This window comes from Streptomyces sp. NC-S4, from assembly GCF_054353315.1.
The window spans coordinates 1874298-1894793 of the sequence record NZ_CM135937.1 but is presented as its reverse complement, the minus strand read 5'-3'; the positions used below and the strand labels follow the sequence as shown (position 1 = coordinate 1894793).

The window sequence follows — 20496 nt, the reverse complement described above, 5'->3', positions numbered from 1 at the left end:
CCATGGCTGACGCCGTGACCTTCTCCTTCTCCGACACGATCGCGGGATACGTCACCCGCTTCGACTCCGGGGCCCGGCTGCTGGGGCTGAAGACCTCCGACGGGCGCGAGTTCGACGTCTCCCTCGCCGGTGACCCCAGCGCCGAGCTGGTCCGCAACCTGGACGAGCCCTACATCGACGCCTCCGGGCACATCGACGAGATGCTCTCGCCCGGCCGGTTCCTCTTCGTCTACGGGGTGCACTACCCGGAGCGCGGCGGGAGCTTCGACGCCAAGCGCCTGGTCTTCCTGGGCCGCGGGTCCGAGGACTACCGCTTCGAGGAGCCCAGCTGGTGGATCAAGCAGATCGAATCGCTGGCCGACTTCTACAAGCGGGCGCAGTTCGGCGACGGGCCGGTGGACTTCACCGAGTACCGCACGGAGATCCGGCTCGGCGGTGACAAGACCGCCAGCCACGTCCAGGAGACCGACACGATCTCCCGCCTGGTCTACGGCATGGCCTCGGCCTACCTGCTGACCGGCAAGGACGAGTACCTGGAGATCGCCGAACGCGGCACCGAGTACCTGCGCAAGCACATGCGGGTCGTGGACAGCGAGGAGGACGTGGTCTTCTGGTACCACGGCATCAGCGTCGACGGGGACAGCGAGCGCAAGCTCTTCACCTCGGAGTTCTCCGACGACTACGACGCGATCCCGATGTACGAGCAGATCTACGCGCTGGCCGGCCCGATCCAGACGTACCGGGTCACCGGTGACGTCCGGATCAAGAACGACGCTGACGCCACCATCCGGCTGTTCGACAAGTTCTTCTTCGACCCGGAGCAGGGCGGCTACTACTCGCACATCGACCCGATCCTCTTCAGCGCCGACCACGAGTCCCTCGGGGAGAACGCCGAGCGCAAGAACTGGAACTCGGTCGGCGACCACGCGCCCGCCTACCTGATCAACCTGTACCTGGCGACCGGCGACCAGAAGTACGCCGACTTCCTCGAGTACACCTTCGACACCATCGCGGACAAGTTCCCGGACTACAAGAACAGCCCCTTCGTGCAGGAGCGCTTCTTCCGCGACTGGTCGCACGACACCGCGCACAGCTGGCAGCAGAACCGCGCGGTGGTCGGCCACAACCTGAAGATCGCCTGGAACCTGATGCGGATGAACTCGCTGAAGGCCAAGCCGGAGTACGAGCAGCTCGCCAGGAAGATCGGCGAGATCATGCCGGCGGTCGGCAGCGACGTGCAGCGCGGCGGCTGGTACGACGTCGTCGAGCGGATCAAGGAGGGCGACCAGGAGGCGTACCGGTTCGCCTGGCACGACCGCAAGGCCTGGTGGCAGCAGGAGCAGGCGATCCTCGCCTACCTCATCCTGAACGGCACGGTCGGCGGCGACGCGAACCTGCGCGAGGCCCGGCAGGCGCAGGCCTTCTACAACACCTTCTTCCTCGACCACGACGAGGGAGCCGTCTACTTCAACGTGCTCGCGAGCGGTACGCCGTACCTGCTCGGCACCGAGCGGCTCAAGGGGAGCCACTCGATGTCCATGTACCACTCGGCGGAGCTCTGCTACCTCTCCGCCGTCTACAACAACCTGCTCATCAACGGCCGGGAGATGGACTTCCACTTCCAGCCCGACCCGACGAACCTGCCCGACCGCGTCCTGCGCGTCTCGCCCGACCTGCTGCCCGCCGGCTCGGTGCGGATCGCGTCCGTGGAGATCGACGAGAAGCCCTACACCGACTTCGACGCCGATGCCCTCACCGTCCGGCTGCCCGACGTGCAGAGCCGGGTGAAGGTCAAGGTCCGGCTGCGTCCGGTCGCCAAGAAGTAGCGCTCAACGGGGGGCGCCCCAACCAGAGGGGAATGCAATGACTCTCAACGTCAAGGAACGCCGGAACAAGACGGGCACCGTGCTCGTCGCCACCGGCGAGATCAACAGCGAGACATCCGGCTCGCTGCTCCAGGCACTGCTGCCGCTGGTCCGCGAGGGCAAGCCGCTGAAGATCGACCTCACCGCGGTCACCTACGTCTCCAGCGCGGGCCTGCGCACCCTGCTCGTGGTCTACCGCGAGGCGCAGCACGCCGGCGTCGCGGTCACCCTCTACGGGGTGAGCGAGGAAGTCCGGTTCGTCATGTCGGCCACCGGGTTCCTCGACTTCTTCGAAACGGGCGAGGCCGTCGCCGCGACGGCCAAGGCCAGGGCCAGGGCCGCGCGATGACCGAGACCCGGTCCGAGCAGGTGCTGCGCGTCGACGCGTACCCGACCCACGAGGTGGGCGGGTACCGCGTCCGCGCGGGCAAACCGTTCCCGTTCGGGGCCAACGTGGTCCCCGGCGGGGTCAGCTTCTCCGTCTTCTCCGACCAGGCCACTTCCATGACCCTGGTCATCTTCAAGCGCGGAGAACCCGAGCCGATGGCCGAACTGGAGTTCCCCGAGGAATTCCGCACCGGCAGCGTGTTCGCCATGACCGTCTTCGGCCTCGACCACGAGAACATCGAGTACGGGTACCGGGCCGACGGCCCCTACGACCCGGTCACCGGCCACCGCTTCGACGCCCGCCAGGTGCTCTCCGACCCGTACGCCCGCCTCATCGCCGGCCGGGACGTGTGGGGCGTGGAGCCGGACCGCAGCCGCGGCTACCAGTACCGCTCCCGCGTCTGCCTCCAGGACTTCGACTGGGGCGACGACACCCCGCTGGGCATCCCCGCCGAGGACCTCGTCGTGTACGAGACCCACGTGCGCGGCTTCACCCGGCACCCCTCCTCGCAGGTCACCGCGCCCGGCACGTTCGCGGGGCTGCGCGAGAAGATCCCGTACCTGAAGGAACTCGGGATCAACTGCATCGAGCTGCTGCCGGTGTTCGAGTTCGACGAGAGCGACAATCCGCGCACCAACCCGGAGACGGGCGAGCAGCTCTTCGACTACTGGGGCTACAACACCGTCTCCTTCTTCGCGCCCAAGGCCGGCTACGCGGCCACCGGACGCTACGGCATGCAGGGCGACGAGTTCCGCACCCTGATCAAGGACCTGCACGCGGCCGGCATCGAGGTCATCCTCGACGTCGTCTTCAACCACACCGCCGAGGGCAACGAGCAGGGCCCGACGATCTCCTTCAAGGGGCTCGACAACGCCACGTACTACATGCTCACGCCCGAGGGGTACTACTTCAACTTCAGCGGCACCGGGAACACCGTCAACTGCAACCACCCCGTCGTGCGCAACTACGTGCTCGACTGCCTGCGCCACTGGGTCGCCGACTACCACATCGACGGCTTCCGCTTCGACCTGGCGGCCATCCTCGGCCGGGCCCTGGACGGCACCCCGCTGCCCAACCCGCCGCTGCTGGAACTGCTCGCCTACGACCCGGTCCTGCGCCACACCAAGCTCATCGCCGAGGCCTGGGACGCCGGCGGCCTCTACGAGGTCGGCAACTTCCCGGCGTACGGCCGCTGGGCCGAGTGGAACGGCAAGTACCGCGACACCGTGCGCAGCTTCCTCAAGGGCGACCCCGGCGTCACGGGCGAGCTCGCCACCCGCATCGCCGGCTCGCCGGACCTGTACGCCAGCCGCGGAACCGCGGCCTCGGTCAACTTCCTGACCGCGCACGACGGGTTCACCCTCGCCGACCTGGTCTCCTACAACGACAAGCACAACGAGGCCAACGGCGAGCACAACAACGACGGCGCCAACGACAACAACAGCTGGAACTGCGGCGCCGAGGGACCCACCGACGACCCGGAGATCAACGCGCTGCGCACCCGGCAGATGAAGAACGCCCTCGCGATCCTCTTCACCAGCCAGGGCATCCCGATGCTGCTGGCCGGGGACGAGGTCGCACGCACCCAGCAGGGCAACAACAACACCTACTGCCAGGACAACGAGCTCTCCTGGTTCGACTGGGACCAGGTCGACGACAACGCCGAACTGCTCCGGTTCACCCGGGAGATGATCGAGTTCCGCAAGCACCACCGCGAACTGCGCTCCACCTCCCACCCCACCGGCCAGGTCCGCGAACACCTGGGCCTGCCGGACATCAGCTGGCACGGGGAGCGGGCCTGGCAGCCCGACTGGTCGGCCGAGAGCCGGCTGCTGGCGGTGGCCCGCTGCGGCACCGGTGACGACGACGTGGTGTACGTGGCCATGAACGCGCACTGGGAGTCGCACGACCTGGAACTGCCCGCCCTGCCGGGAGGCCGGAGCTGGCACCTGTTCGCCGACACCGGGGCCGAGGCACCGTACGACATCCGCACCCCCGGAGCCGAGCAGGAGCTCGACAACGCCGGGAAGTACCTGATCGGCCCGCGCTCGGTGGTGATCCTGGTGGGCCGCACGAACGACTCCGACGACCTCGACACGCCCTGACCGAAGGAGACCTGACATGCCGCTTTCCGTGTCCCTGAGCATCGAGGGCGACACCACCGTGATCGAACTGACGGGCGAGCTGGACGCGAAGACCGCGCCGGACTTCCACCGGACCATCGAGAAGGCCGCCGGCCACGGCACCCAGACCGTCGAGATCAGGATGGCCGGCGTCGGCTACATGGCCAGCGCCGGACTGCGCTCCCTGGTCTTCGCCCAGCAGAAGGTCGCCAACGACGTCACCATCAAGGTGGTCGGTGCCATCGAGCCCGTGTCCCGGACCATCCGGACGGCCGGGCTCGACCGGAGCATCGTCCTCTCCGATGAGTGACCACCGTGACTGACATGGTCGAACTGGCGAGGAAGTCCTGCGTACTGGAAGTGCCCGCAACGGTGGGGGCACTGGGCGAAATCGCCTCGTTCGTACTGCGGCTGGCCGGGGCGGCGGGCCTGGACAAGGGCGCCGCCTACCGGCTCCGGCTGGCCGTGGACGAACTGGCCACGAACATCGTGATGCACGGGTACCGGGGCGGCGTCGGACGGATCACCGTCCGCGGCCGTTCCGGCCCCGACGGGGTGCGGATCGTCATCGAGGACACCGCACCCCCCTTCGACCCCGTCGAAGGCTGCCTGCCGCCCGTCCCCGGGGTCCCCCCGCAGGACCGGCGGATCGGCGGCCTCGGCATCCACCTGGCACTGACCAGCGTGGACGAGTTCGGCTACGCGCACAGGGACGGCCGCAACATCAGCACCCTGACCGTGCAGGCTGAGGGGACCGACCGATGCCCTCCACGACCGTGATCATCCTCGACGCGTACCCGCCACCGCCGCCCGAGCTGCTCGACGCCCTGCGGACGATGGACGCGGCACTCGTCACCCGCTCCCTCACGGAGCTGCGCGAAGGCGCGCTGGAACTGCTGCCCGTCGCGGACGTGCTGCTCGCCCCGGCCGAGTCCGACGGGGACGCGGTACGGATGGCCGTACGCCGACTGCGCCGCTGGGCCGGGGCCCCCATCGTGGTCGTCTGGACCGTGACGGAGTTCGCCGCCCTGGAGGAGCACGTCCGGATCGGGCACGACTACCTCGTACCGCCCTTCCTGCCCGCCCTCGTCGGGGCCCGGCTGCACAGCTGCTCGGAGCGCGCCGGACTCGGCCGCACCCTGCGGGAGGCCGACGCGCGCGCCGAACTCATGGGCTACGAGAAGGAACTGGAGATCGGCCGGGAGATCCAGGCGGGCTTCCTGCCCGAATCGATGCCCGTCCCCGACGGCTGGGAGATCGACGTGCGGTTCCGCCCCGCCCGGCAGGTCGCCGGAGACTTCTACGACGTCTTCGAGATCTCCCGCGGCCGCCGGCTCGCCTTCGTCGTCGCCGACGTCTGCGACAAGGGGGTCGGAGCGGCGCTGTTCATGGCGCTCATCCGCTCCCTGCTGCGGCACACCGCACAGAACAGCGGGCTGCAGCACCTGGTCGCCGGACGCGCCGGCGCCAGCCGGCGGATCCCCGTCGTCGGCGCCACGCCGCTGCTCAACGCGGTCACCGCCACCAACGGCTACCTCACCCGCAACCACCTGCGGCAGGGCTACTTCGCCACCCTCTTCTTCGGGGTGCTCGACCCGCTCACCGGCAGCCTCGTCTACATCAACGGCGGCCACAACCCGCCCCTGCTGCTGCCCGCCGACGGCAGCCCGCCCGTCGCCCTCCACATCACCGGACCGGCCGTCGGGATCCAGCCCGACTGCGTCTACACCCTCGGCTACGCCCAGCTCGACCCGGGCGACACCCTGTTCGCCTTCACCGACGGGGTCCCCGAGGCCCGCTGCCCGAACGGCACCTTCCTCGGCGACGACCGGATGCTGGAACTGCTCGCCGGGCCACCGGTCAGCGGCAAGGACGTGGTCGACCGGATGGACCTGGCGGTCCGGGAGCACACCGGCGCCGCCGAACAGCACGACGACGTCACCATGCTGGCCCTGCACCGGCCACGCGCGGCGCGGGGGCCGCGCGCGGACGGCGCCGGCACCCGGGTGGTGGCCTAGATGACCCGCACCATCGTCGTGCACTCGCACCGCGGTGGGACGGGCAAGTCCTCGGTACTGGCGAACCTCGCGCTGCTCCTGGCGGCCGAGGGGCGCCGGGTGGGGGTGGTCGACACCGATATCCAGTCACCCACCCTGGACCTGCTGTTCCGCCTGGGGCCCGGCCCCTCCCTGACCGACTACCTGCTCGGCCGCTGCGAGATCGAGGCCACCGCCCAGCGGACGGGCGACGTCTCCGGTCAGGGGGGCCTGTACGTCGTACCGGCCCGGACCGGGACGGCCGCCCTGCGCGAGATCATGGCCGGGGGCTACGACGTGGGGCTGCTGCCCGAGGGCTTCGACCGGCTGGCCGCGCACTACGCCCTCGACGTGCTGCTGCTCGACACCCACGCCGGGCTCAACAACGAGTCGGTGACCGCCATGGCGAGCGCCGACGTACTGATGATCATGGCTCGGGCCGACCGGATCGACCTCTCCGGGGTCGAGGAGACCATCGCCCTCGCAGGGCGCCTGACCTGCCGGCGGAACCTGGTCCTGAGCATGGCCCCCGAAGGCATCGACCGGGACGCGGCCCGCCGGCGCTCCGAGGCGGTCTACGGGGCGCCACTGGCCGGAATCCTTCCCTACTCGCCGGAAATGGCGGCTCTGTACGGGGAGCGCATATTTGCAGAAGCCCACCCCGACCACCCCCTGGTCGGTGAATTCCGCACCATCATCTCGGCGTTGGACGCACGTGACGAAGTATCGCGGGCCTGACGTCATCCCCCTTACGCCCCCTGCGGGTGGCGTGTTGAATCGGCAGCGAATCCAGAACAAGGAGAGAATCATGAAGATTCTCGTCGTCATGACGGCCAAAGCCACACTGCACCTGCTCGACGGCGAACAGCACCCCTCGGGATTCTGGGCCGAGGAATTCGTCGTGCCCTTCTCGCTCTTCAAAGCGGCCGGCCACGACGTGGACGTGGCGACGATCGGAGGCCGGGCACCGACGGTCGACCGGACGAGCATCGACCCCCAGTTCCTCCAGTGGGTCCGCCCCCAGGGGTCGCCGGACGAGGACGCGGCCAACGCCGAGGAGTACGTCCGGGCCATCGAGAACACCCCACAGCTGAGAGCCCCCATCGCCCTGGAGACCCTCACCGAGAAGGACATCACGGACTACGACGGCGTGTACGTCAGCGGCGGTCACGGTGCCATCGGCGACCTCCCCAAGTCCGACGAGCTCGCCCAGATCCTTCGCTGGGTCATCGCCCAGGACAAGCCGCTCGCCACCGTGTGCCACGGCCACACCGCGCTGCTCGCGCTGCGCGACGGCGAAGGCCGCTGGCCGTTCGAGGGCTACCGCATGACCGCCTTCTCGCACAGCGAGGAACTGGTCACCAACATGGCCGGCCGGCTCCCGCTGATCCTGGAGGTCGAACTCACCCGGCTCGGCGCCCGCTACGAGAAGGCCGACGCCATCTGGGACTCGCACGTGGTCGTCGACCGCAAGCTGACGACCGGCCAGAACCCCTACTCCTCCAAGGCCCTCGCCGAGACCTTCTTGCGGCAGCTCGCGAAGGGCTAGTACCGCCCCCGCACCCGACACCGGAAGGCAGCCATGACCAAGCGTGAGCTGAGCGGCCAGCCCCTCGCCAACCCCGGGAAACTGTTCATCGGCGGCGCCTGGGTCCCGGCCCGGGACGGCCGTACCGAACCGGACATCAGCCCCGTGGACGGGCAGGAGATCGTACCGGTGGCCCAGGCCGCCGCCGCCGACGCGGACGCGGCCGTCGCCGCCGCCCGCACGGCGTACGAGGAAGGCCCCTGGAGCAGACTGTCGGCCCAGGAGCGCGCGCTGCGGCTGAACCGGGTCGGTGAGCTCATCGAGCGCGACCTGGAGGAGATCGCCCTGCTGGAGACCGTGGACATGGGCAAGCCGTTCGCGTTCTCCAGCACGGTCGACGCTCCCATGGCCGCCCAGCTCATGCACTACTACGCCGGGGCCGTGACCCGCGTCGACGGCTCCTCGCGGGCCCCGGCCGGCGGCCAGCTCGCCTACACCCTGCGCGAACCGCTGGGCGTGGTCTGCGCCATCACCCCGTTCAACTTCCCGCTGCTCCTGTCGATGACGAAGATCGCACCGGCGCTCGCTGCGGGCAACACGGTGGTCCACAAGCCCTCCCCGGCCACCCCGCTGACCGCCCTGAAGATCGCCGAGCTCTTCCAGGAGGCGGAGATCCCCGACGGGGTGCTGAACGTCATCACCGGCCCGGGCGTGGAACTGGGGGAGACCCTCACCGGCCACCCCGACATCGACAAGATCGCCTTCACCGGTTCCACCTCGGTCGGCCAGACCATCATCCGCAAGGCGGCCGGCACCCTGAAGAAGGTGACGATGGAGCTCGGCGGCAAGTCCGCCAACATCGTCTTCGCCGACGCCGACCTCGACGCCGCCGAGGAACTCGCCTTCTTCGGCATCTACTACAACAAGGGCGAGATCTGCACCGCCGGATCCCGGCTGCTGCTGCAGCGCCCCATCCACGACGAGATGGTCGAACGCCTGGTCCGCCGGGCCGCCGACCTCAAGCCCGGCGACCCGCGCGACCCGGCCACCCTCTTCGGGCCGCTGGCCCACCGCGGACAGTTCGACAAGGTCAGCTCGTACATCGAGGTCGGCGAGAAGGAAGGCGCGGTCCTGCGCACCGGCGGCAGCGGCTGGACCCCCGAGGGCGCCTCCAGTCAGGGCCTGTACTTCCTGCCGACCGTCTTCACCGGCGTCGACAACGGCATGCGGATCGCCCAGGAGGAGATCTTCGGCCCGGTCCTGTCGATCATCCCCTTCGACACCGAGGAGGACGCCGTACGCATCGCCAACGACAGCGCGTACGGCCTCGCCGCCGGCGTCCACACCAAGGACCTGCGGCGGGCCCACCGGGTCGCCTCGCAGATCAAGGCCGGCACCGTCTGGGTCAATTGCTACAACCAGTACGACCCCGCCGTGCCCTACGGCGGCTACAAGGCCTCCGGCTACGGCCGCGAGTGCGGCCCCGAGTCGCTGGAGAGCTACACCCAGACCAAATCGGTCTGGATCGGCATGGACTGAGAGCGCTACCGAGACCCCCCTTTCCCGAGGAGCGGCAATGCGGACAGGCATCATCGGCACCGGGCGGATCGGCTCGACCCTGGCCAGGATCCTCGTGGCGGCAGGCCATCAGGTCGTCCTCGCGAACGCCCGGGGCCCGCAGACCCTCGGCCCGCTCGTGGCCGAGCTGGGACGGGCGGCCTCGGCGGCGCACCCCGCCGAGGCCGCCGACCGGGCCGAACTCCTGGTGCTGATGGTGCCCTTCGAACGCGTCCGCGGGCTGCTCCCGCCGTACGCCGTGCAGGACAAGGTGCTGGTGGACGCCACGAACGCGTTCGGCGGCCCCGGCACCCCCGCCGACCTCGGCGGGCGCGGCTCCAGCGACCTGGTCGCCGAGTGGTACCCCGACGCCCAGGTCGTCAAATCCCTGAACACCATGCATTTCGAAACCCTCGCCGTCGCCGGCACCAGTTCCGGAGAGCGCCTGGCGCATTTCACGGCGGGCGACGACGTGAAATCGAAGGAAATCGTCGCGGGAATCATCACGGATCTGGGATTCGCACCCGTGGACACCGGCCCGCTGCACTCCGGAGGAATTCTCCAACAACCCGGCGGGCCCCTTTTCAACCGGCCGCTCACGGAAGCGCAGGCGCTGGCATGGATATCACACTGAAGGTGAACGGAAGACCCGAGCAGTTCTCGGCACAGCCGAACGAACTGCTCGTGGAACGGCTCCGCGACGGGCTCGGGCTGACCGGCACCAAGGTCGGCTGCGACACCGGCCAGTGCGGCACCTGCGTCGTCCGCCTCGACGGCAGGTCCGTCAAGAGCTGCCTGGTCCTGACCGCCTCCGCCGCGGGCAGCGAGGTGGCCACCATCGAGGGCGAGACCACCCGCGGCGGTGAACTGTCCGGCCTCCAGGAGGCCCTGCGCCAGGAGCACGGCACCCAATGCGGCTTCTGCACCCCCGGCATGGTCATGGCCCTCGGCGAACTCGTCGACTCCACCGCCGGCGGCGAAGCCCCCACCGAACCCGAGATCCGCGAGTGGCTCACCGGCAACCTGTGCCGCTGCACCGGCTACCACAGCGTCGTCCGCGGCGTGCAGCGCGCCTGCGCGGCCGCCCGCGCCGAGGTGCCCGCCGGCTCCGCCGCGTCCACCGCAGCCGGACAGGAGGTGTGAGGGACATGACCGCAGTGACGGGGGAGGCCCCGGCCACGGGGAGCGGCGTCCTCGGACAGCCGCTGGACAGCCGCGAGGATCCGCAACTGCTGCGCGGCGAGGCCACGTACGTGGCGGACATCGACCTGCCGGGCACCGCCCACATGGCCATCCTGGGCAGCCCGGTGGCGCACGCGAGGATCCTCTCCATCGAGACCAAGGCCGCCGAGCAGCTGCCCGGCGTGCTCAAGGTGGCCACCGCCGCCGACTTCACCGACGTCATGCCGCTGCCCTGCATCTGGATCCCCGGCGGCGTCGAGAGCCACTTCCCGCCCCACCCCTACGGACTCCCCGGCGCCCGCCCCGTCCTCACCGGCGACACCGTCCGGCACGTCGGCGACCCCATCGCCGTCGTCGTCGCCGAGACCCCGCGCCAGGCCACCGCGGCGCTCGCCGCCATCGCCGTCGAGTACGAACCGCTGCCCGTGGTCACCCGCGCCGACGAGGCGCTCGCCGAGGGCGCGCCCCAGCTCCACGAAGCCGTCCCGGGCAACCTCAACGCGTACTGGACCTGCGGCGACAAGGACCGGACCGACGCCGCCATCGCCGCCGCCGAGGTCACCGTCGAGCTCGACCTGGTCAACCAGCGCACCATCAACAGCCCCATCGAGCCGCGCGGCGCCGTCGGCGACTACGACGCGGCCACCGGCGAGTACACCCTCTACGCCTCCACCCAGGGCCCGCACAACCACCGCTTCCTGCTCTCGGCGCTGGTCCTCGGCATCCCCTTCAACAAGCTCCGGGTCATCGCCCCGACCGTCGGCGGCAGCTTCGGCACCAAGGGGTACCTGTACCCCGACATGGCGCTGGTGCTGCTGCTGTCCAAGGCGCTCGGCCGGCCCGTGAAGTGGGTGGACACCCGTACCGGGCTGATGAACTCCACCGTCCAGGGCCGTGACCACCGCCAGCACGTGACGCTCGCCGGCACCCGCGACGGCCGGATCACCGCCGTGCGCTGCACCAGCTACGCCAACCTCGGCGCGTACCCCTCCACGATCGGCCCCGGAGTCGCCACCGCCCTGATGGGCCGCTCCATCAGCGGCATGTACGACATCGACGCCGCCTTCTGCGAGGTCTACGCCGCCTTCACCAACACCGTCTCGCTCGGCGCCCAGCGGGGCAGCGGACGCGCCGAGGCCGCCTTCCTCATGGAGCGCCTCGTCGACCGGTACGCCTCCGAGATCGGCATGGACCCGGCAGCCGTCCGCCGCAAGAACCTGGTGCCGAAGGAGAAGTTCCCGTACGACAACGGCCTCGGCTGGACCTACGACTCCGGGAACTACCAGCTGAACTTCGACAGGGCCATCGAGCTGTCGGGCTACGCCGACATGCCCGCCCGCAAGGCCGAGGCCCGCACCCGCGGCAAGCGGCTCGGCGTCGGCCTCGCCACCTACGTCGCGATCTGCGGGGTCGGCCCCTCCACCCGGATGTCCCAGGAGGGCATGCTCGGCGGCACCTGGGAGAGCGCGAACATCCGCGTCCACCCGACCGGCGAGGTCACCGTCATCGTGGGTTCCGCCTCCACCGGCCAGAGCCACGGCACGGTCTTCGCGCAGGTCGCCGCCGACGAGCTCGGCATCGACCCGGACACCGTCCAGGTCCTGGAGGGCGACACGCAGAAGGCCCCGTACGGGCAGGGCACCTACGGCTCCCGCTCCTACAGCATGGCCGCGCCCGCCGTCGCCCTCACCGCCCGCAAGATCAAGAGCAAACTGATCCGGGCCGGCGCCGTCTTCCTCGGCGTCCCCGAGGACAAGGTCGTCTACGAGGGCGGCCGCGTATACGAAGAGGGCAACGAGCAGAACACCAAGACCTTCGCCGAGCTGGCGATGTCCATGTGGTACGGCTGGGGGCTGCCCGCGGAGATCGAACCCGCCCTCGACGAGACCACCCACTTCGACCCGCCGGACTTCAACTACCCCTTCGGCACGCACGTGGCGGTCGTCGAGATCGACGAACTGACCGGCGAGACCGAGGTGGTGTCCTACACCGCCGTCGACGACGCAGGCCACATCGGCAACCCCAAGATCGTCCTCGGCCAGATCGAGGGCAGCATCACGCACGGCCTCGGCCAGGCCCTGATGGAGGCCGCCGTCTACGACGAACAGGGCATGCTCATCAGCTCCGACCTCACCTCGTACGCCCTGCCGCGCGCCGCCGACGTGCCGTTCTTCACGCTCGACAAGACCGTCACGCCCAGCCCGCACAACCCGCTCGGCGCCAAGGGGGCCGGCGAGATCGCCACCGTCCCGCCCGCCGCGGCCGTCGTCAACGCCGTCGTCGACGCCCTCTCCGACCTGGGCGTCCAGCACATCGACATGCCGCTCACCCCCGAGAAGGTCTGGCGCCGCCTGAGAGGGGAAGCCCAGTGATCCTCACCGAGTTCGACTACGCCCGGCCCGCCGGCCTGGACGAGGCGCTCACCCTGCTGTCCGGGACCCGCGGCGCCAGGATCCTGGCCGGAGGCCAGAGCCTGCTGCCCGACCTGCGCGCGGGAGCCGACCGGGCCGCCCTCCTGGTCGACATCCGCCGACTGGCGGAGCTGCGCGGAGTCACGCGCACTCCCGACGGCACCGGGCTGCGGATCGGAGCCCTCACCACGCTCGCCGAACTGGCCGCCTACCCGCTGGTGCTCGCCGAAGCACCGGAACTGGCCGCCGCGGCCCGCGCCAACGGCGACCCCCAGGTCCGCAACCTCGGCACCGTCGGCGGCAACCTCGCCGCCGCCGGGCGGGCCACCGACCTGCCGGTCGCCGCCATGGCCGCCGACGCCGCGGTCGAACTGGCCGGCCCCGGCGGGCGGACCACCCTGACGGCCGAGGAGCTCGCGGCCGGCGGCCCGCCCGCCGGCACGGTCCTGACCGCGCTGCTCGTGCCGGCCGCCGGACCCGCGGCCGCCTTCGAGAAGACCGCCGACCGGGCCACCCGCTACCCGGTGTGCGCCACCGCCGTACGGATCACCCCGGGCGGGCCGCGCATCGCCGTCACCGGGGCCACCGCCCGGCCCGTGCGGCTGCGCGGGGTCGAGGACCGGCTGCGCGGGGGCACCTACGGCACGGACGCCGTGCTCGCGGCCTTCCGCGCCGAACCCAGGGAGCTCTTCGTCCCCGGGCGCGGCACCTCGGCCGAGTACCTCGGCCATCTCGCGGGGGTCCTCACGGCCCGGGCCCTGCAGAGGGCCGGGCAGGCCCTCGACCGATAGCCCGGGAGGGCACACCACGGGGCCCGCCACGGGCCCCATCACGGGGGAGTTGAGTGACGCAGTGGCCGACACATCCGAGACGACCACGGGGGTAACCGTGCACCCAGCCGCGCACGCGGCCAGTGCGCCCAGAGGCTCCGGCTTCTGGGTGGTGGGAGCGGTCCTCGTCCTGCTGATGCTCTCCTCCTCCGTGCCCTCCGCCCTCTACGTGCTCTACCAGCGGGAGTGGGGGCTCTCCTCCGGCACGATCACGGTGGTCTTCGCCCTGTACGCGGTCACCGTCCTGGCCGGACTCCTGCTGTTCGGCTCCCTCTCCGACACCCTGGGCCGCCGCCCGGTCCTGGGCGCCGCACTGGTCCTGGCCATGGTCTCGATGGGCCTGTTCGCCGGGGCCCGGGGACTGGGCCTGCTGCTGGCCGCCCGCGCCGTCCAGGGGCTCGCCGTGGGCCTGGCCACCGGGGCGATGGGCGCGGCCCTGCTGGAACTCAGCCCCGCGTCCAGACCCGCACTCGGCGCCCAGGTCAACAGCGCCGGACCCACCGTGGGCATCGGGCTCGGCGGGATCGGGGCCGGACTCCTCGTCCAGTTCGCACCCGCGCCGACCGTACTGAGCTACCTGCTGCTGGTCGGGGCCTTCGCCGCGACCCTGGTGGGGGTGGTCCGGATGCGGGAGAGCGCGCCGGGCGCCGGCGGCCGCTTCCGGGTGGTCCCGCACCGGATCCGCGTACCGGCGGACGCCCGCGGCCGCTTCGCCGTCCTCGTCCTGACCATCGTCGCGGTCTGGTCGGTGGGCGGCTTCTACCTCTCCCTCGGCCCGCACCTGGCGCTGTCGCTGCTGGAGTCCGCCAACTACCTCGTGGGCGGCGCCACGGTCGCCCTGCTCGCGGGCGCCGCCACCACCGCCCAGCTGATGCTCGGCCGCACCGAGGCGCTGCGCACCGCCGTGCTCGGCCTGTTCGGCCTCCTCGCCGGACTCGGGCTGGTGCTGCTCGCTCTGGGGGTCCGTTCGGCCGCCGTGTTCCTCGTGGCCACGGCCGTCCTCGGCAGCGGCTGGGGCGCCGCCTTCCTCGGCTCCTTCCGTGCGCTGAGCACGCTCGCGCAACCGGCGCACCGCGGCGAACTGACCGCCGCCGTATACGTTTTCGCGTACCTCGCGATGAGCGTCCCGGCGGTCCTCGCCGGGATGCTCACCAACATCCACGGACTGCACCGCACCTCGGTCGGCTTCATGGCCGCCGTGGCCGGCGTGTGCGTGCTGGCCCTGCTGGCCACCCTGAGACTGGCCGCCCGGACCCGGGCCGAGGGGAGTGCGGCGTGAACGCGGCGGACACGAAGGGCCCCGGGCTGCGGTCAGCCCTGCGCGAGCTGGAGATCTTCGCCGCGATCACCGAGGAGCAGCTGGACTGGCTGGTGTCGGTCTCCGAGCCCCGGATCCTGGCCGACGGGGACGTCCTCTTCCGGGACGGCGAGGAGGCCACCGGCTTCCACGTGCTGCTCTCCGGCGGGCTGGTCGTCACCAAGGTCGTCGACGGCCGGGAGGAGGTGCTCACCCGGCACTCCACCGAGGAGGAGAGCGCCGCCGCCGAGGACCACGACGGCAAGCCGTCCGCCGCCCACCGGTTCACCGGCGAACTGCCCCTGCTGACCGACGGCTCCTACGTGGCCACCGCGGCCGCCAGCGGCCCCTCGACCACGGTGGTGGCCTACCCGAAGCCGGTCTTCTTCGAGATGCTGACCCGCTGCCACGGGGTGGCCGCCGTACTGATCCCCGTACTGGCCTGGCGCATCAAGTCCTCCGAGGTGCAGGCCCGCAAACGGGCCACCGTGGAGGCGCTCGGCACCCTGGCCGCGGGGCTGGCCCACGAGCTGAACAACCCGGCGGCGGCCGTGGCCCGGGCCGCGCAGGAACTGGCCCCCGCCCTGGAGCGGCTCACCCGTACCGCCCAGGCCTGGGGCGCGGCCGCCTCGGGGGCGGAGCGCTCGCTCCTGGACCGGCTCGCCGACGAACTGGACAAGCTGCCGCCGCCCGCGACCACCGACCCGTTCGCCCAGGCCGACGCCGAGGAGGAGATCGCCGACTGGGCCGAGGAGGCGGGCACCGAACGGCCCGGCCTGCTCGGATCGGGGATCGCGGACCTCGGGCTGGAGCTGGGCTGGCTGCTGGAGCGGCTGGAGGGCGTGGGAGAGCCGGCGCTCGCCCCGGCCCTGGACCACCTGGCGGCGCTGCTGGAGATCCGCTCGCTCGCCGCGGAGCTGCGGGCCGCGGGTCCCAGGATCTCCCAGCTCGTCTCCGCCACCCGGGATTACGCCAACCTCGACCGGGCACCGGAACAGCGCTTCCCGGTGACCGACGGACTGGAGAACACGCTGGTCGTCCTGCGTGCCAAGCTGGCCGGCATCACCATCGTGCGTGAGTACGAGCCCGAGCTGCCCGAACTGACGGGCTATCCGAGCGAGTTGAACCAGGTGTGGACCAACCTGGTCGACAACGCGGCCGAGGCCATGGAGGGCTCCGGGGTGCTGACCCTGCGCGCCCGCGCCGAAGGCGTCTGCATGGTCGTCGAGATCGCCGACACCGGCCGCGGCATCCCGGCCGAGTCCCTGCCGAGGATCTTCGAACCCTTCTACACCACCAAGGACGTGGGCAAGGGCACGGGCCTGGGGCTGCACCTCAGCTACCGCATCGTGACCCAGCGCCACCACGGGTCGATCACCGCCCGCTCGCGTCCCGGTGAGACCCGGATGGTCGTCCGCCTGCCCTTCGCCGGCAGCGCCCAGTCCTGTGCCCCACCTGCGACAACACCCGAACCGGCACCCGAAACGGCACCCGAAACGGCACCTGAAACGGCACCCGTCCCGGGCACCTCTCCCAGTTGAAACGGAGTCGACATGGCCAAGTACGACATCTCCAAGCTGCACCCGGTGTTCGTCCGCCAGATGGAGGCGCTGGCCGCCCTGGACATCGAGGCGGTGATGAAGAACTACACCGACGACGCCGTGCTGCTGCGCTTCGAGGGGGCCTCGGTGGGGATCGAGGAGGTTCGCGAGACGTTCACCGGCTACCTCACGGTGAAGCCCTCGCTCGTGGAACTCCAGGAGTACATCGAGACCGAGGACACCATCTTCTACCGGGCGATCATGAACCTGAACGGCGAACCGGAGCACGCGTTCGGGACACTCGTCGTCCGCGATGGCCGAATCTGGCGCCAGACAGCCGGATTCGGCAGCTGACGGCCGGAATCTGGGTAGCGTGTGCGGGGAGGGCGCCGCAGCGCCCTCCCCGTATGTGTGGCACAGCGTGCGCGCGGGCTGCTTATATGCATGAAGTGGCAAAGGGGAGGCAATGGAAAGCGAAACCGGGCGGATCGAGGCATTCAGTGACGGCGTATTCGCCGTCATCATCACGATCCTCGTTCTGGAATTAAAGGTTCCGGAAGAAACCGGCTCGGACTTCTGGCACGGAGTCCGGGAACAGTGGCCCCATTACGCCGCATACATCGTGAGTTTCCTCATCATCGGTGTGATGTGGGTGAACCACCACACCATCTTCAGTCACCTCAGGAGGGTGGACCGCCCCCTGTTGTTCCTGAATCTCCTGGTGCTGATGGTGGTGTCGGTGGTGCCGTACACCACCAACGTCCTCGCCGAGCACCTCATGGAGGAAGGTGGCTCCGCCAACGCGGCGGCCGTCCTCTACAGCGCCGTCACCGTGGCCTACGCCCTCGCGTTCCTGGGCTTCTGGTGGTACGTCACCCGGGTCGGCCACCTCTTCCACGAGCAGGTGGACAAGGACGGCGCACGCGCCACACGGGTGCGCTTCGGCCTCGGGGCCATCGCGTACCCCCTCACCGTCCTGCTGGCCTTCTACTCCGCACCACTCACACTTGTCGCCCACTTCCTGATCGCGATCTACTATGCGGCGAACCAGATCCCCATCCCCCTCGTGGTAGAGGAAGAGCGGCTCGAAACTGCCAGCGACCTCAGGAAGTAGCCGCCGGGGCCTACGGCCGTTCTGGACGGTCAAGTAGGGTATTGGATCTAGCTGGTCGCGGGGGAGGCCCAGATGGCTCGCGTAGTCCTGCCGGAGGATTCCACGACGGAAATCTCCGAATTGATCGACGTCCTGATCTCTCTTCTCTTCGAATCATTACCCCGGCGGGACCAGCGAAACTGGGCCCGCGTTTATCTGAACGGCCTGGTGCGTACCACCGGGAAGAAAACAATTCGTAACATCGCCGGAACAGGGGCCAGTTCCGTCGAGCAGAGCCTCCAGCAGTTCATCAGCAAGTCCCCCTGGGACTGGACCCCGGTCCGCCGCTCCCTCGCCCAGCACCTCGAACGCACCGCGCAGCGCCCCCTGGCCTGGGTGCTCCAGCCCATGGTCATAGAGAAGGCCGGGGACCGCTCCGTCGGCGTCGGCCGGCAGTTCGTGCCCCAGCTCGGCCGCACCGCCAACTGCCAGCAGGCGAGCGGGATCTGGCTCGCCTCCAGCGAGGCCAGCTTCCCGGTCGAATGGACCCTCACCCTCCCCGGGCCCTGGACCAGCGAACTCCTGCGCCGCCGCCGGGCCGGCATCCCCGACACGGCCCGCTCCCTCACCCCCGCCCAGGACGCCGTACACGCCGTCCAGCGGATGGCCGCCAGCTGGCAACTCCAGCGCCGGCCCGTGGTGATGGAGGTCGCCAACGGCGATCTCCCCCAGAGCATCGAGTCCTTCACCCTCCAGGACATCCCCTTCGTCTTCAAGGTCGACGGCTCGCTGCCCGTCTCCTTCGGCGGCGCCGGCCGGTACAAGCCCGGGCCGCACACCGCCCCCGCCCGCGAGCTCATCGACTCCCTGCGCTCCCAGCGCCGCGTCGTCGAATGGACCCGGCACGGCCGCGCCGAGGGCGCGGTCACCCTGCTGACCTCGGCCTCGATCTTCGCCACCCCCTGCGAGGACCGCCCCGTGCCCGCGCCGCCCACCCCGCTGCTGCTGGTCGGAGCCTGGACCGAAGCCGCCCTGCTGCCCTCCGAGTTCTGGATCACCAACATCGGCGACCGGCCGCTCGCCCAGCTCTTCCTGCTCGCCAAACTCACCGACCGCGTCTCCCTCGACTTCGCCGAGACCTGCGAACCCGTGGGCATCCGGGACTTCGAGGGCCGCTCCTTCCGGGGCTGGCACCACCACGCCACCCTCGCCAGCGTGGCCCACGCCGCGAGACTCCTCGGCGCGCGCCCGCCGGTACCCGACGGATACCCCGGACCCACCCGGTCGGCCGCCGCGTCGGCGCGACCACCCGCGGCCCGGCCGGCGACCCCGGCCGTCCTGCCGCCGCGCCCGCACCTGCCCGGACCCGTCCCGCGCCGCGAGTACATCCGCTGATGCTCGACATAGCCGACGAGCTACGCGCGTGGTGCGCCGCGCAGCGGGAGTTCGCACTCGCCACCGTCGTCGCCGTCAGTGGGAGCGCTCCCCGCGGCCCCGGTGCCTCCCTCGCCGTCGACGACAAGGGCACCGCGCTCGGCTCCATCTCCGGAGGCTGCGTGGAATCCGCCGTGCACGAGCTGTGCCTCGACGCCATCGCCTCCGGCGAAGGCGGCCTGCACCGCTTCGGCTACAGCGACGACGACGCCTTCGCCGTCGGCCTGACCTGCGGCGGAGTCCTCGACGTCCTGGTCACCCCGGTGCGCGGGCCCGACCCGGTCCGGCCCGTGCTCGGCTCGGTGCTCGACGCCGCCGCCCAGGGCGCCCGGGCCGCACTCGCCCGGGTGGTCCGCGGACCGCAGCCCCAGCTGGGCCGGGCGCTCGCCGTCCACGCCGACGGCACCTACGAGGGCGGGCTCGGCGGCGGCCCCGACCTGGACCGGGCCGCCGCCCGGCAGGTACGGGCGCTGCTGCTGGCCGGGCGCACCGGCACCGCCGAGCTCGGCACGGCCGGCGGGCTCTGCGGTCAGCCCCTGACCCTCCTCGTGGAATCGGCCGCCGAGCCGCCCCGGCTGCTCGTCTACGGGGCCATCGACTTCGCCGCGGCCCTCGCCCGGATCGGCGCCTTCCTGGGCCACCGGGTCACCGTGTGCGACGCCCGGCCCGTCTTCGCGACCCCGGCCCGCTTCCCCGGCGCCGACGAGGTGGTCGTCGACTGGCCGCACCGGCACCTGGCCGCCGAATGGGACGCGGGCCGCCTGGACTCCCGTACCGCGGTCTGCGTCCTCACCCACGACGCCAAATTCGACGTACCGCTGCTGGAACTGGCCCTGCGGCTGCCCCTGGGCTACGTGGGTGCCATGGGATCGCGCCGCACCCACGCCGAGCGCGAGAGACGGTTGCGGGACCGGGGCATCACCGACTCCGCCCTGGCCCGCCTGCGCTCACCCATCGGACTCGACCTCGGCGGCGCCACCCCGGAGGAGACCGCGCTGGCCATAGCCGCCGAGTTCACGGCCGTCCGGCACGGCGGATCGGTGCTCCCGCTGGCCGGGCGGCGCGGTCCGGTCCACCGCCGGACCCGGCCCGCCGGGACCAAGGTCCCGTAGGAAACGACCACCCGGCCCGGTATGTCCTGGACGATCAGCCCGGAAGGTGTGAACGCCAGGCCGTGGGAGAATGAAGTACGTGCGTTTCCCCGGCTGTCC

19 protein-coding genes are annotated in these 20496 nt (G+C 70.8%); all 19 read left to right on the top strand.

Annotated elements, in window-relative coordinates:
• Positions 1–2: 2 nt before the first annotated feature.
• The 19 genes from ACXNSR_RS07980 to ACXNSR_RS07890 all read left to right on the top strand — a co-directional run bounded on the left by ACXNSR_RS07980 (position 3) and on the right by ACXNSR_RS07890 (position 20397).
• Positions 3–1826 (top strand): AGE family epimerase/isomerase, encoded by a 1824-nt coding sequence (locus ACXNSR_RS07980; protein ID WP_458641447.1) that lies wholly within the window; start codon positions 3–5, stop codon positions 1824–1826.
• Positions 1827–1863: 37 nt separating this feature from the next.
• Positions 1864–2214 carry an STAS domain-containing protein gene (locus ACXNSR_RS07975; protein WP_458641446.1) on the top strand — a complete coding sequence of 117 codons (351 nt, stop codon included), beginning with the start codon at positions 1864–1866 and terminating at the stop codon, positions 2212–2214.
• Positions 2211–4358: a glycogen debranching protein GlgX gene (gene glgX / locus ACXNSR_RS07970; RefSeq protein ID WP_458641445.1), complete on the top strand. Its 2148-nt coding sequence runs from the start codon at positions 2211–2213 to the stop codon at positions 4356–4358. Before ACXNSR_RS07975 ends, glgX begins: the two co-directional genes overlap by 4 nt.
• 16 nt (positions 4359–4374) lie before the next feature.
• Positions 4375–4686 carry an STAS domain-containing protein gene (locus tag ACXNSR_RS07965; RefSeq protein WP_030008825.1) on the top strand — a complete coding sequence of 104 codons (312 nt, stop codon included), beginning with the start codon at positions 4375–4377 and terminating at the stop codon, positions 4684–4686.
• Entirely contained in the window at positions 4683–5156 is a 474-nt protein-coding gene (locus ACXNSR_RS07960; protein WP_458641444.1) for an ATP-binding protein, read from the top strand. Before ACXNSR_RS07965 ends, ACXNSR_RS07960 begins: the two co-directional genes overlap by 4 nt.
• Positions 5138–6394, top strand: a complete 1257-nt coding sequence (locus tag ACXNSR_RS07955; protein WP_458641443.1) for a PP2C family protein-serine/threonine phosphatase — start codon at positions 5138–5140, stop codon at positions 6392–6394. Before ACXNSR_RS07960 ends, ACXNSR_RS07955 begins: the two co-directional genes overlap by 19 nt.
• Complete coding sequence (locus tag ACXNSR_RS07950) at positions 6395–7150, top strand: MinD/ParA family ATP-binding protein (protein WP_458641442.1); 756 nt, start codon at positions 6395–6397, stop codon at positions 7148–7150. It begins immediately after the preceding gene.
• A 70-nt stretch (positions 7151–7220) separates the two neighbouring features.
• The gene (locus ACXNSR_RS07945; protein ID WP_458641441.1) at positions 7221–7961 is read left to right on the top strand and encodes a type 1 glutamine amidotransferase domain-containing protein; all 741 of its coding nucleotides are present in this window, start codon (positions 7221–7223) and stop codon (positions 7959–7961) included.
• A gap of 33 nt (positions 7962–7994) precedes the next feature.
• On the top strand, positions 7995–9479 hold the full coding sequence (locus tag ACXNSR_RS07940) for an aldehyde dehydrogenase family protein (RefSeq protein ID WP_458641440.1): 1485 nt from the start codon (positions 7995–7997) through the stop codon (positions 9477–9479).
• Between the two features lie 37 nt (positions 9480–9516).
• Positions 9517–10131, top strand: a complete 615-nt coding sequence (locus tag ACXNSR_RS07935; protein WP_458641439.1) for an NADPH-dependent F420 reductase — start codon at positions 9517–9519, stop codon at positions 10129–10131.
• 2 nt (positions 10132–10133) lie between these two features.
• Positions 10134–10640, top strand: a complete 507-nt coding sequence (locus tag ACXNSR_RS07930) for a (2Fe-2S)-binding protein (protein WP_458641438.1) — start codon at positions 10134–10136, stop codon at positions 10638–10640.
• Between the two features lie 5 nt (positions 10641–10645).
• A complete protein-coding gene (locus ACXNSR_RS07925; RefSeq protein ID WP_458641437.1) occupies positions 10646–13051 on the top strand; it encodes a xanthine dehydrogenase family protein molybdopterin-binding subunit in 2406 nt (801 codons plus the stop codon).
• Positions 13048–13881, top strand: coding sequence for an FAD binding domain-containing protein (locus ACXNSR_RS07920; protein ID WP_458641436.1), 834 nt, complete (start codon positions 13048–13050; stop codon positions 13879–13881). Before ACXNSR_RS07925 ends, ACXNSR_RS07920 begins: the two co-directional genes overlap by 4 nt.
• A gap of 61 nt (positions 13882–13942) precedes the next feature.
• On the top strand, positions 13943–15199 hold the full coding sequence (locus ACXNSR_RS07915) for an MFS transporter (protein WP_458641435.1): 1257 nt from the start codon (positions 13943–13945) through the stop codon (positions 15197–15199).
• The gene (locus ACXNSR_RS07910) at positions 15196–16758 is read left to right on the top strand and encodes an ATP-binding protein (protein WP_458641434.1); all 1563 of its coding nucleotides are present in this window, start codon (positions 15196–15198) and stop codon (positions 16756–16758) included. Before ACXNSR_RS07915 ends, ACXNSR_RS07910 begins: the two co-directional genes overlap by 4 nt.
• A 12-nt stretch (positions 16759–16770) precedes the next feature.
• On the top strand, positions 16771–17112 hold the full coding sequence (locus ACXNSR_RS07905) for a nuclear transport factor 2 family protein (RefSeq protein WP_458641433.1): 342 nt from the start codon (positions 16771–16773) through the stop codon (positions 17110–17112).
• Positions 17113–17224: 112 nt separating this feature from the next.
• Positions 17225–17872, top strand: coding sequence for a TMEM175 family protein (locus tag ACXNSR_RS07900; protein ID WP_458641432.1), 648 nt, complete (start codon positions 17225–17227; stop codon positions 17870–17872).
• Between the two features lie 72 nt (positions 17873–17944).
• Positions 17945–19246: an IS701 family transposase gene (locus tag ACXNSR_RS07895; RefSeq protein WP_458641431.1), complete on the top strand. Its 1302-nt coding sequence runs from the start codon at positions 17945–17947 to the stop codon at positions 19244–19246.
• On the top strand, positions 19246–20397 hold the full coding sequence (locus tag ACXNSR_RS07890) for an XdhC family protein (protein ID WP_458641430.1): 1152 nt from the start codon (positions 19246–19248) through the stop codon (positions 20395–20397). The genes ACXNSR_RS07895 and ACXNSR_RS07890 overlap by 1 nt, the downstream gene beginning before the upstream one ends.
• The last annotated feature ends 99 nt before the right edge of the window (positions 20398–20496 follow it).